This window comes from Snuella lapsa, from assembly GCF_039539345.1.
GTDB classification, from domain to species: domain Bacteria; phylum Bacteroidota; class Bacteroidia; order Flavobacteriales; family Flavobacteriaceae; genus Snuella; species Snuella lapsa.
The window spans coordinates 1-13284 of the sequence record NZ_BAABCY010000066.1 but is presented as its reverse complement, the minus strand read 5'-3'; the positions used below and the strand labels follow the sequence as shown (position 1 = coordinate 13284).

Below are 13284 nucleotides of genomic sequence, written 5' to 3'. Positions count from 1 at the left end.
AAATATTACCAAACTAAAAAAAAACAGAAACTATTTAAGCCCTTGTGAAATAATGAAAGTTGCATATTGCATCGGAAAGTAATCTCTGTTAACTTTCAGTTCTTTGTAAAGGAATAATGATTTTTGATATAACGCCTTTTTTTTCCGTGATATTCTGGATGCTAAAACTATAATTCTCTGCATATAGGGTTTTAAGCCGTGCCACGGTATTCTTTAAACCATTTCCGTAACGAAAGTCTTCAACCAGAGGCGCTCCATTATTTAAGACTTCAATGAACACCAATGTATCATGCGAGTGTATTTTTATCGTAATGTTAAGCTTTTTTATTTCGGAGGAGAAGCCATATTTAAAACTATTCTCTACTAAAGGCTGGAGGATGAGGCTGGGAATTAGAATATCTTCTAAGTCGTTTTCTACTTCGATAAAAATTTTAAGGTGATCGGAAAAGCGAACGGTCATAATATCCAAATACCGTTTTAATATTTTCATCTCAACATCCAGAGGCAAAAGGTTGGTATCCTTTAGATATACAATATCCCTTAAGAGATCACTGAAATCAGCTAATGTATTTTGTGCTAGTTTGGCATCTGTTTCAATAAGTGTGGAAATACTATTTAAGGTGTTAAAAAAGAAATGGGGGTGGAGTTGGTATTTTAACACATTTACCTGAACCGCACTTAATTGCTCTTTTAATTTGCTTTTTTGAAGAGCTTCCTGTGCCGATTTGTTAATATAGTAGTAGGTGTAAACTATAAATACTATAGCAAAATATCTCAAAAAGTGAATATTTAAATAATTGATAGATCCAGTAATAAGCCTTTTAATACTAAACTCTAGATGACTCCCCACTAAGTTATGTATAAGGTAGTAAACATACGTGAAAATGAATACAGTAAATATTGATAATATTAAATGCAAAAGAATAAAGTAAACTTGCTTTAACCTAAGTTTTAAAATAACTAAGGCCAGATAGCCAACAAATAAAAATAAAACACCTTGAAACAATAATTCGATAAAGAAATTCACAAAGACTGCTTCAAACCAACTTTTCTCGGCATAGGCTAAACCACCGTACTTTAAGTATATTACCTGGAAGGATAGTATTAAAGTATAAGTTAAATAAAACCCAAACAAGATTTTAAAAAGTCTATTTTTAAAAAGTGTTAGCACTGTATTAATCATCCTTGCGATATGTTTTAAAAGTGTTTTTTAGGTGCTTGTTGTCTGTCTAAACTTTTAATTGGTTCTTACTAATTCTGATACCGATACCTGTAGAGGGAATACCACTTCTGTGATAACATGACCACTGGAATTGTAAATATTCAAGCTATAATGTCCGTATAATTCTTTTAAGCGTTCATCCAAATTTTTAATACCAGTTCCTTTATTCAATAATTCACTAAAATTTTGGGTTATTCTTTTTCCATTGTTTTTAACTTTAACTATCAGGTTTTCTTCTTGCTTATAAATTGAAATGTAAACCATTAAGGATGGATTGTCTTTACTAAATCCGTGCTTTATGGAGTTTTCTACTATAGGTTGAATAACCATGCTTGGCACAAGAACATTTTCGAGATTGTCATCGATGTAAATTTGAAATTTTAAATGTTCGGAAAAACGTATCTTTTTTATTTCAATGTATTTGTACAATAGATCCAGTTCCTCCTGAAGCTCAATAACATTTTGCCCATTTTTATCAAGTACTTCTCTTAGTAAAGCACTTAAATTAACCAACATGTCTTTTGACTTCTTTATATTGATGTCGGCCAGTGTATAAATGCTATTAAGTGTGTTAAATAAAAAATGCGGGTGCATTTGTGCCTGTAAAAATTGAAGTCTGGTATTGGCTAGCTGGGTTTTAAGCATGGCTTCTCTGGATTGGATTTCCTGAAGGTTCTTAAAGTAAAAATAGATATAGGTAATGGTTAGGATGCTAATAAATGTTAGAAAATTATAATCCATATTGTTAATTAATACCTCTTTAGAGGTGTTTTTTATAAGAGCAGTTATCGATTCTTTTTTAACTATCGAATAAAAGGCCAGCATATAGGTATACTCGATTACAATTACGAGTACTGAAAAGATCATATTAATGAAAATAAGGAATAAAAGCTTTGTTTTCCGTTTAATCAACGTTTTAGCCGTAGAGGTATAAAAAGCTACAAAAAGCCAGGTTGTTAACCATTCCAAAATATAGTAGGAGAGGGTCTCAATGCACAACTCCATTCTCCCTAAATACAACTTTTTTATAATATTAATAGCGATGAAAACAGTATAAACTACCATAATCAAAGCGATGAGCTTGGTATCCAAATGCCGCTTCAAGTACTTAATCATAAACCTACTTTGTTTTGAAACTCTTTTTTGTGGGATTTGCTAACTCTAAAAAGCTTCGAGTCATTCATTTTTATATCGATCTCCCCATGACTTGAGTATAAAACCTCCTGTATAAAATCAATATTAATGATGGTTGACCTGTGTATCCGTATAAAATTATAATCTTCAAATTGATGCATTAAAGCGCTCAGCGAATCTCGCAGCAGATACTTTTTCTTATCCGTATAAATTTCAGCGTAATATCCCGAAGCAAGAATGTATTTTATATCTTCTTTTTTTACAAAAGTTACTTTATTATTGGTTTTAATAGGGAGTTTATTGTGTGAAATGCCGGAAAAATCACCTTTGGGGTTTTCTATATAATGAATTAATTGATCCAGTTTGCTATCTATATTGGACGTTTTGTTAGTACCGTATAATTCTTTGATTTTGTTCACGGATCGAAAAAAACGTTCATCTTTAAACGGCTTTAGTAAATAATCGAAAGCAAAGAACTCAAAAGCTTTTAAGGCAAACTCGTCAAAAGCAGATATAAAAATAACCTGAGGTTTTTTTATTTTGGGATCCAGGTTCTTTAAAACGTCAAAACCGGTCATGTCGGTCATTTGAATATCGAGAAAAACAAGATGAGGTTGAAATTGAGTAATGGCTTTGATGGCTTCCTCTCCGGAGGCACACTCCTTAATTAATACAAGGTCGTCTATCTCCTCAATCAGATTCGCTATTCTCTTTCTAGCTAATGGTTCGTCATCTGCAATGATTGCACTAATCTTATTTTTTGTCATTTACCATTTTTAAATAGCTAAGCTATAATAAAATATTTATTGTGATTTGAATTGAAAACCAAGATAAATCAAAATATATAGGTTTTAAATCGTTTTATAAATCATTTAACTCAAAATAGCATTTTTTCAAATCATATTGTTAAATGGTTTAAAAGACTTGTAATTGAAGCAAAGTACCTAAATAGAATAATGAAATGTTTGTTAAATACAGCAAGTCATTAAGTTCATGGTTTGGGGAAAGCAATTCAATTAAGGCCCCGTTTACATCATTCTTTCGTAACCTGCCTTTTTAAAATCCTTTCTTGTTAACGCAATTGCGAAAGGTTGGGTGGCAAAGCCTTACCAAAAAAGTTCCACTAAACTTTGACTATCAGGCCGATTATTTGAATTAGTCACTCTTTATAATCATGCCACCTGCCTTTTGACTTTGCACTAACTCAATATAATTTTTAACAAAAAACAATTAATTTATGAAAGTAAAGAATTATGTTTTATTGTTGGTGTTTTACATGCTGGGATACAGTATTACATTGGCACAAGAAAAAACAGTTTCTGGTAAAGTTTCTGACAAAGAAGGTTTACCATTACCAGGTGTAAACATTATCATTCAGGGCACCTCTACAGGAACTCAAACAGACTTCGACGGACGCTATGTCCTGAAAGCCGACACTGGAGACATCATAACCTTTAGTTTTGTGGGGTATGCTACACAATCTATAACTGTTGGAACCTCCTCAACCATTAATGTTTCAATGGAAGAGAGTGCACAGGCCTTGGATGAAGTTGTTGTTACGGCCTTGGGTATTAAACGAAAACCTAAAGAGTTAGCCTATGCTACTACCGTATTAGAACAAGATGCAATTGTACAAGCAGCACCTGTGGATGCCACATCGGCATTAGTAGGTAAATCGTCCGGATTAAATATTAACTTTAGTGACAACGGTGTAAACCCTAACTCCACAATAAGACTTAGGGCCAGTAACTCCTTAACAGGGGATAACGATGCGCTCATTGTAATAGATGGGGTGCCCCAGCCTGATACTGCACTAAGCAGTATAAACCCCAACGATATTGAAACAGTTAATATACTGAAAGGCGCTTCTTCTGTAACACTGTATGGTTCTGCAGGAGCCAATGGCGCCCTTATCATTACTACTAAAAGGGGGAAAATAGATGGGAAACTAAGCATCTCTGTTAACTCGGCTATAACTTTTGAAGTCTTAAAGTTTTTCCCGGAGACACAAAGCGAATATGGTAGCGGGTCCACCAATGTTTTTGACTATACACCCTATGAAAATGAAAGTTGGGGACCACGTTATGACGGAACGCTGCGTCAGGTTGGGCCCGTTTTAGCTGATGGTACCTATCAGATGTTACCATATGCTCCGGTTAGAAAAGGGAGAGAAAGTTTTTTTGAAACAGGAATAACCACACAGAATGCTTTTTCCGTAAGCGGCGGTGATGAAAATTCAACTTATTTCTTTTCTGCCCAACGGGTAGATAAAACAGGTATCACTCCCGGAGATAAATACTGGAGAGATAATTTTAGGTTTAATGCATCGAGAAAGGCTGGAAATCTGGAAGCTAATACTTCGGTAGCCTTCTTTCAGGATAAGGTGGATCAGGCGGGGCCCAGTCCGACAGATGGCAGTTTTTACAGGATTTTATTAAACACGCCAGCACATTACAGGTTAAGTGACTATAAGAACTGGCGAACAGATAAATTCTCTACACCAGAGACCTATTTTAATGCCTATTTCAAAAACCCTTATCAAATTGTAGATCAAAACAGGGATACTAATAGGCGTAATAGGTTGCAGGGGATTGCCAGTTTGAAATATACGTTTAACGATTGGTTATCTGCTGCTTACAGACTGGGTGGAACGTGGTATAATAGAGAGACTAAAAACATACAGGAAGCTTATACCTATGGAGATACCGATTATACAAGACCCAGTGATGAGGTTAGCGCGGTACTCGATGGCGCCGCTAGTAGTTTTGATCTAAACTCCGACTTACTTCTGAATATTGATAGCGACCTGTCTGAAGACTTTAGCTTACGACTTATTTTAGGAACCCACCTTGAAACATTTAGAAGTAATCAAATGAGCATTGTGGGAAACAATTTATTTACGAATGAAATTTTTAACGTAAATGTTAGAACAGGTAACTTAGGGTTTAACAGTACTAACTTTTCATCTCCTCAAAGTATTTCTCAAAAACGGTTGTATTCCTATTTTGGGGATTTAACATTAGGTTTTAGGGATTATTTATTTTTTACAGGATCGTGGAGACAGGATACCTCATCAACCTTACCGGTGGCAAATAACACTTATGACTATTATAGTGGTGGATTATCATTTGTCGTCACAGATGCTTTCAGTGGTTTAAAGGGAAGTGCCTTAGATTTTTTAAAATTCAATATAAGTTATGCCAAAGTGGGGAATGATGCTCCTATTGGAGCTATTAATGAAAACTTTCTTGTACCTACAGGGTTTCCCTTCTCAAATCCCGGATTACGACCAACAACAATCGCTGTCGACCCCAATTTAAGTCCGGAGTTTTCAACATCCATAGAAGGCGGGTTTAGAGTTGAATTTTTTAATAATCGTATAACTCTTGATGCCAATTATTATACTGTTAAGGCAGAGGATCAGATCAATTTCTCTGCTTCATCTAGGGCATCGGGAGCTTCTTCTTTCCTGACTAACTTAGGGGAAATTCAAAATAAGGGTATTGAAATTGATTTAAATCTTGTACCTGTAAGAACTGAAGACTTTAGATGGGATTTGGGCTTTACATTTACAAAGAACGAATCGGAAGTAGTTGATCTTGGCGGCGTACCAAGAGTGCAGATAGGTTTAGGTATTCAAAATACGGCAACTATTTTTGCTAATGTAGGGGATCCATACCCTTCTCTTTTCGCCCCGGGATATAAAAGAGATCCTCAGGGTAGAATTATTGTTGAAGCGAATGGGAATCCGGCACCTTCAAGTGAGCTCATTAATTTGGGGAGTACGGTTCCTGATATTATTGCAGGTATAACGACCAAACTGGCTTACAAAGGCTTGTCTTTAAGAGCTGTTGCCGATTATAAAACAGGGCACGTATTTTATAGTACCCTGGTTGAAGCTTTAGAATTTGCCGGTTTAACTAAAAATAGTGTCTCTACTAACAGGCAGCCATTCATTTTTCCAAATTCTGTGTATGAAACGGCGCCAGGATCGGGAGTATACGTTGAAAATACCGATAGGCCGACTACCGATGGTACCAGAAACTTTTGGCAAACATCCTATAATGAGATAAAAGAGAATTATGCGGTGGATGCAACGGCTATTAAAATCAGGGAAATAGCCCTGGATTATACCTTGCCAGTCAAATTTTTGGACAAGACGCCGTTTGATGGCATTACGGTGGGGCTCGTAGCCAATAATTTAATTATGTGGCGAGCGGCCGAAAACATTTATACCGATCCCGAATTTTCCTTTAACTCAGGTGCCGGGCTTAATATTGGTATTGGAGCCACTAATAATACTCAGGTGCAGGAAGGAACAACCGGTATCGGAACTTCAGATCAAGGGCCTCCAACCGGGACTTATGGTTTTAAATTAAATGTTAAATTTTAAAAAGGTCAAAAAATGAAAAATACAATAAAGTTTATTTTCCTTTTGATATGCACGTTAGTAGTTTCATGTAGTGAAAATTACCTGGATGTCAATAAAAGTTCTTCAAGCCCGTCTTCTGCCACGCCCGACTTGATTTTACCGGCAGCTCAGAAGAACTCGGCCGATATGCTCTATAATGCCGATATTTTGAATGGTTCAGGAGATTCGTTTAATCTTATTGGAAGCATCTTTTCAGGAGTTATGTCCGATGCTGGCGATCAGGTGTGGTATGAGCCCGAACAACAGTATTTGATAATAAATACAACCTACCAAAGAATATGGAATAATACCTATACGCTAACGCTGTATCCTTATCATCTTATAGAAAATTATGAAGGTGATAATTGGGATAATTACAGAGCCATAGCCAAGATCATGAAAACTTTTCATTTTGCCATGTTGGTTGATACTTATGGTGATATTCCTTATGCGGAGGCCTTTGGAAGAGGAGCTAATACGCAACCGGTTTACGATGATGATAAAGCTGTTTATGATGCTATTTATGAAGAACTGAATAAAGCTATTGACATGATAGATAACGTGCCTGATGGCTCTTTGAGTGTCAGCACCGATGCCATGTTTGGAGGCAATATGGAATTATGGCAACAATTTGCGAATACGTTAAAGCTGAGAATGTTATTACGTCAGGTAAATACGGGAGCGGATTTATCATCTCAATATAATGAAATCGTGAATAACGGAATAGGTTTCTTAAATGAGACAGCTTCTATAAACCCCGGTTATGCCGATCAAACCGATCAACAAAACCCGTTTTACACCGTATTCGGTTTTGTTCCGGGAAGCACCACTTCCCCGGCCAGAAATCATGATGCCACAAGAGGCAACGAATATTTTATGGAGTTTTTAAAGGATAATGATGACCCAAGGCTATCAAGGCTATTCCTACCTGCAGAAGTAGATGGCGAGTACAGAGGGGTTCCTCAAAATAATTATGACAACTTTTACAGGAGTGATAATACATCGGCATTGGGAGAAGGGCTTCTTATTGGTAGCACACAACCACTGCAAGTTATGTTGGGGTCGGAATCAATATTCTTGCAGGCAGAAGCAGCTCAAAGAGGATTAATTCCAGGCGATGCAGGTGCTTTATATAAAGCGGGAATTGAAGCTTCTTTCAGTGAATTAGGTGTTCCCGATGCCACCACCGAAGCAACAGATTACGAATCCTCAGCTTTTAATAATGTGATCAATTGGGATTTAGCAGTTGCCGCAGGAAAGGAAATTGAGGCCATCATTACTCAAAAATGGATTGCGGGAGGGTACATTTCCGGATTTGAAGTGTGGATGGATCGCGTTAGAACTAACTTCCCTTCCGGAATTCCTATTCCTCAAGGTGCAAGAAATACGACGTTCCCATCAAATTTGTTGTATCCCGAATCTGAGTTAGCTACCAATTCCGATAATGTCCCTTCACAAGGAAGTAACGCTGCATTCGACAGGCATACATTCTGGATGCAGTAGTGAGTAATTAAAAATACGAAGAATGAACATTCATAATGAAAAGGGTTAATACTGGACGAACTGATATTATGGATGTTACTTGGTGCCAATTAAAAACAATAAATAGAAACACATGAAAAATATAATTAAATCCATTTCATTGTTGATTGTTACAGGGGTGTTGGTTAACTCTTGCCTAATAGACAATGATAATTTAGCAGATACATTTGATGATGGACTAAACTTTACAAGTTTTTCAAGACTGAATCAACCTGTAAGTGCCGTTGCCGATGGCAACATAGTTACCGCAAATGTAAATGTTGAGCTTCAAGGTCCAACTATGGTTGGATTTACAGAGGATGTTACAGTGAGTGTGGCTGTTGATACCGACAATACCACGGCCATAGAAGGTGTACATTATAACTTTAGTCCGACAACTATAACACTAAGGGCGAGTAATAACTATATAGGCAGCTTGCCGGTCGATATTATTACGGAAGGAATCGATCCGCCATTGGCTGTAGCACCGATACTCTCATTAAAATTTACAAATGCCAGCGGAACTAATGTTATACCTAGTAGTAAAGCTGCCGTACTCACAATTATATACCAATGTTATGCCGATCTATCGGGAACCTATTTGGTTACTAATGATTTTTGTGGTGTGTCTAAAACAACCACAATCACTAAGAATCCAGACGGTTCCTGGCATTTGGGAACGGCCGATGGCTATTTTTTAGATTCTTGTACGTCTAATTCGGGATTGTTTAATAGCGGTAATATCGTTGAACTTTGTGGAGATATTCTGCCTTCGGGAGACCTGGAGTTTGGAACCGGAGGGGGGTATGGTATTGGAGATATCATCGGTGGTTCATGGAATGCAGAAACGGGGGTCCTTACTTTGATCAATCAGGACGTAAGCTTCTTTGAGGTAGGCCAGTGGACATCAACTTATGTAAGGCAATAAATGTAACTATAAATTGATTCAAAATGCAAACAAATAAATATATTTTAGGCTTAGTCTTACTAATTATCTTTAGCTGCGATAACTATGATGTATCGCCTGTAGCAGACGAAAGTGCGAAACCGAACGTATCGGTAACAACAATGCCTCCATCGCTTATCAGTGAGGCCGGATCACCGACAATATCTATAACGATCGAATTGGACAGGCCATTAAAAACGACCACCTCTTTTACTGCGAATCAAATAAGCGGTTCGGCATCGGAGGAAGACTATACCGTTTCAACTGCAGTCGTACCAGCATACCAGACATCGGCCACTATGGATATAACAATTTATGATGATACGACGGCAGAAGAGCTGGAATCTCTGGAACTGGAAATTTTACCGGCAGATACCGATTCCGAAATCTATGAAGTCCTTGGAAAACCCATAATTTCTTTTAGTATAGAAAACTCTGTGGCCTTTACGGCACGGTTGGCTTGGGATGGTAGTTACCTAGATGCTAATGATGGAGCCCATAGTTTTTGTGATTATGATCTGGATCTGGAGTTATACAGTTCCAATTTTAATAATGTTTTAAATGCCAGTTATAGTCATTGTCCTGAGGATTATATTATTGGACAAGGGGTGTTAACAGATGGCGATTATTGGATCGTTCCTAGTTTTTGGAGTAGTACAGGTGCTGTAGATCCGGCAAGCCAAATGAGTATTCCTGCTAAACTATCATTTGCTGTATTAGGAAGTAATACGGAATCGACAACCGTAGATTTATCAAACATTTGGGATACTGCAACCGGTGGGTATGAGCAGGGAAATGCAGATGCCTATCTCGCTAGATACATGCTTACAATAGCCGGTTCTACCTACACTGTAACCGATTCAGATACAGGAACCGTAGTGTTTCAAAACTAAATGGTAGTTGGTTATTGGTGGTGCTATGGTAAAAACTATTAACTCTTAACAATACACGAAGCCAGCTCGTGACGTTTAGGTGAAGCATTTTTTAGATATCAGAACCCTATGGATTTAAATCCATAGGGTTCTATTGTATTGCCTACTATTTGGAATTTGTACATGGGCTGTGGGCAAATTGTCATTTCGGCAAAAGGCGGAATTGTTCCATGATAAAAAGATTCTTCACTACCATTTCGACTTCGCTCAATGTCCGTTCTGAATGACAGTACAATGGAATTGACATTATCTGAAATAACACTTTAGGCAGTTGGAAAGCTATTTTAGGACGCTATGCCTTGATGTTAGAAAGGTATTATTTGCTGGATAAAATTGGTACTTGCCTTACCAGGAAATATCTTTGTTGCAGTGAAATAGTGGTTCACTAATAACCACAAAATAGAATAAGATATTATGGAGGTTCATGAGTTGGTTGGACGGTATCGCGTAGTTGGACACAATCAGAACGCAGAACATATAAAGTATACTGGCGTATTGGATTTAAGTCTTGATGTTAATAACAGGGTTGTTGCGAAATGGCTTATACATAATAGTCAGGAGCAATGGGGAAGTGGGTTTTTTAAGGACAACCTGCTTGTTATTAATTTTAATTATAGGGGTGATGATGCGAATGTGTACAAAGGTGTGGTGGTTTATAAATGCTTAACAAAGGATGTACTGGACGGCTTTTGGTCGGAAAAACACGGGGATCCACAGCATTTGGGTAGTGAGCAATGTTTTAGGATAGATGTAGAAACGTCCTCACTTAATTGAGTTTCTGGTATGAAGTGCAAAGCTACTTTTTAGGCTTATCTTTAATGCCTTTAATGTGCTGTTTGATCTTTAGGGTTTGCTTTTGCCTGTTCTCAAATGTTAATCCTATCATCTTTGCGGTAAAGGCCACAAAAGCACCAATCGATAAAAAGGTATAAATGATTGTAAATACTTTGGTAAAAGGTGTTGTGGGGACTAGGTCGCCGTAGCCTATAGTAGCCATGGTCATTACAGAAAAGTAGAGGGCGTCAATAACAGACCAGTGTTCAAATTTGTAGTAGAAAACAGTGGATCCTGTTAGTAAAATGATAATAAAGATAAAGAGGAAACGAAACTCGCCATCTTTTTTAATGCCTTTAAAAAGGATCTTAATAAAGCGATAGAGGTTTAGAAAGAAAGACAGCATCGTTTTATGTTTTAGCAATCGCTTTTCTAAATGGTCCATAAGAGCGAACCAGAGAAAGGCAGGTTTATTTATCTAATATAATAAAATAATGTTTAAGCGTCCTAATGTCATCTAGTGGGGAAATTATTTGCCTGCCTGTCGACAGACAGGTTTTCGATATCTCTACTGAGCGAAGTCGAAGTGCACCAAATCACAGATTTGGCACTCAAACTGACATAAATTCCTTATCCATTATTCACTTTATAATATACCTGCATGATAGATTTTAAATTGACTGCTTGTCGCTTTGGCTCATCAATTCCAGGTTTTGTTCTTTTACCAGCTCTTTTTGATAGGTTAAGAGTTTCTTTTTGAGGATAAAGTATCCTTTCGATAACAGGAAAGCATAGTTGTTCATAGCCGTAAAGAGTATTTCGAGATTGTCGTCAAAATAATTTTGGTTGCCAAAATACAGCCATTGTTTAGACAGGTATAAATTAAAATTATCTCGCATCGCTTTTGTTATTTCTTTTTGGTATTTAGTATCGTTCAGGATACTTGTTATACCGTCCTTTAGCTTCTTTTCTAAGGGTTGAATGCCCAGGAAATTTGCTTTGATATCATCGTATGGCGTCGTTACGGTAATAAAATGAAGCTGTTCAGATAGCTGTGTGTAAACCTCATAATTCTTATCGAATGTTTGATCGTATGAAAATAGGGCTTTGTAATAGTCTGTTAATTTGTTCGAGCGCTTTTGTGTATACTCGCAACGACTAAAGAACTTAAATATGTTTATATCATTCTCTTTGATCTGTTCGTTAAGTTTCTCGATCTCAGAATTAAGTTTCCTTAGCAATTTTTTTGATTCGCTTCTTTTATACTTTTTACCATCGTAATCGAAGGTTTTAACAGGAATCGCACGTTCTGCTATCTGTTTTATGGTTTCTATATCATTTTGCAGGGCAAAGGCTGTATAGACCAGGTCTACTTTCTTATCAGAGAATAATTCGGTTATTGTGTAGAGGTTTTGTATGTAATCTATAGTGTCTACATCAAAAGGCATGGGATTTTTATTGTCGTAATAACCGTTATAGATCTTAGAGAATGTATTGTTAAAATAATCCTTTTCATATTCAGCCTGAAAGTCGGTAAACAGTAAGGGTTTTGCTTCTTCTTCGTACTTAACATCTTTAAAAGCCAGGCTGGTGAGGTTGTTTTGTGTTTTTTCGATATCCTGAAAAATGGTATTAGCAGGGGTATTATCGGTATCATTAATTACTATGTTTATTTTTTCCAGACGGTTTATACGATCTTCGGTACTGGGGTGTGAGGACCACTGGTCTTTAATTATTAATTTTGATTTATTATATTTATTTAATTCTTCTATAGTGATTTTAGGGAGGTTGTTTTCAATTTGGGTGTTACTGTCTTTTGCTAAAAAATGCATAACAAAAGCGTGCTCCTTGAATAGATTGTTACTTTTTTGGTTATGTTCTATTTTGGCTTCATAAAAGGCTAATACCGAATCGTAGGCGTGATCTGCCAGTGGCATTCTTAGTAATGCGCTTTTTAAAGGTTTGTAACCGGTAATATGGGCGGCAATTTCATCGGCATGAAATTCCATTTCCCTGGATAAGGCCATATACGACTTGTTAACGACTTCATAGAGTTTGTTTAAAACCCACTGAATCGCTTCAACAACTTTAACGGCTAATACTACAAAGATTGAAAAATAGCCACTTACATTCGCCCAGCCTTGAATTATTTTGTCGTAGGATTCATTATCGTAAAGCATGTTAAATATTATCTGGTTAACATTGTATACATAACTCCCCACTTTCATTGTGTTTTGTGAGAAATGGCCAAACTCATGTGATAGAATAGCTTTAAACCTGAGTTCGACGTAATGATTTAATAAAAAAGAGCTAGTTGCGGTGTGTTTTCTGTTTCAAATTTAAT

At 36.7% G+C, this 13284-nt stretch carries 9 protein-coding genes and 1 pseudogene; 5 read left to right on the top strand and 5 right to left on the bottom strand.

Annotation, left to right across the window (positions count from 1 at the left end; translation table 11 throughout):
* Positions 1 to 88: 88 nt before the first annotated feature.
* Genes ABD792_RS12290 through ABD792_RS12280 form a run of 3 tightly spaced genes read right to left on the bottom strand, consistent with a single transcriptional unit; the run spans position 89 to position 3123 of the window.
* Complete coding sequence (locus ABD792_RS12290; protein ID WP_345006440.1) at positions 89 to 1183, bottom strand: sensor histidine kinase; 1095 nt, start codon at positions 1181 to 1183, stop codon at positions 89 to 91.
* A 54-nt stretch (positions 1184 to 1237) separates the two neighbouring features.
* Entirely contained in the window at positions 1238 to 2338 is a 1101-nt protein-coding gene (locus ABD792_RS12285) for a sensor histidine kinase (RefSeq protein WP_345006438.1), read from the bottom strand.
* On the bottom strand, positions 2335 to 3123 hold the full coding sequence (locus ABD792_RS12280; protein ID WP_345006436.1) for a LytR/AlgR family response regulator transcription factor: 789 nt from the start codon (positions 3121 to 3123) through the stop codon (positions 2335 to 2337). Before ABD792_RS12280 ends, ABD792_RS12285 begins: the two co-directional genes overlap by 4 nt.
* A 470-nt stretch (positions 3124 to 3593) precedes the next feature.
* On the opposite strand from ABD792_RS12280, the gene ABD792_RS12275 reads away from it, so the two are divergent.
* The 5 genes from ABD792_RS12275 (at position 3594) to ABD792_RS12255 (ending at position 10940) form a co-directional block, all read left to right on the top strand.
* A complete protein-coding gene (locus tag ABD792_RS12275) occupies positions 3594 to 6749 on the top strand; it encodes a SusC/RagA family TonB-linked outer membrane protein (protein ID WP_345006434.1) in 3156 nt (1051 codons plus the stop codon).
* 12 nt (positions 6750 to 6761) lie between these two features.
* Positions 6762 to 8270, top strand: a complete 1509-nt coding sequence (locus ABD792_RS12270) for a SusD/RagB family nutrient-binding outer membrane lipoprotein (protein WP_345006433.1) — start codon at positions 6762 to 6764, stop codon at positions 8268 to 8270.
* 112 nt (positions 8271 to 8382) lie between these two features.
* Positions 8383 to 9216, top strand: a complete 834-nt coding sequence (locus ABD792_RS12265) for a DUF4843 domain-containing protein (protein ID WP_345006431.1) — start codon at positions 8383 to 8385, stop codon at positions 9214 to 9216.
* A 23-nt stretch (positions 9217 to 9239) separates the two neighbouring features.
* On the top strand, positions 9240 to 10127 hold the full coding sequence (locus tag ABD792_RS12260) for a hypothetical protein (RefSeq protein ID WP_345006430.1): 888 nt from the start codon (positions 9240 to 9242) through the stop codon (positions 10125 to 10127).
* 453 nt (positions 10128 to 10580) lie between these two features.
* Positions 10581 to 10940 (top strand): hypothetical protein, encoded by a 360-nt coding sequence (locus ABD792_RS12255; RefSeq protein WP_345006428.1) that lies wholly within the window; start codon positions 10581 to 10583, stop codon positions 10938 to 10940.
* 22 nt (positions 10941 to 10962) lie between these two features.
* On the opposite strand, the gene ABD792_RS12250 is transcribed toward ABD792_RS12255, so the two are convergent.
* Both ABD792_RS12250 and ABD792_RS12245 read right to left on the bottom strand, forming a co-directional pair.
* Positions 10963 to 11385 carry a potassium channel family protein gene (locus ABD792_RS12250; protein WP_345006427.1) on the bottom strand — a complete coding sequence of 141 codons (423 nt, stop codon included), beginning with the start codon at positions 11383 to 11385 and terminating at the stop codon, positions 10963 to 10965.
* 226 nt (positions 11386 to 11611) lie between these two features.
* Positions 11612 to 13249: pseudogene (locus tag ABD792_RS12245) on the bottom strand (M48 family metalloprotease); the annotation flags it as partial.
* Between the last annotated feature and the right edge of the window lie 35 nt (positions 13250 to 13284).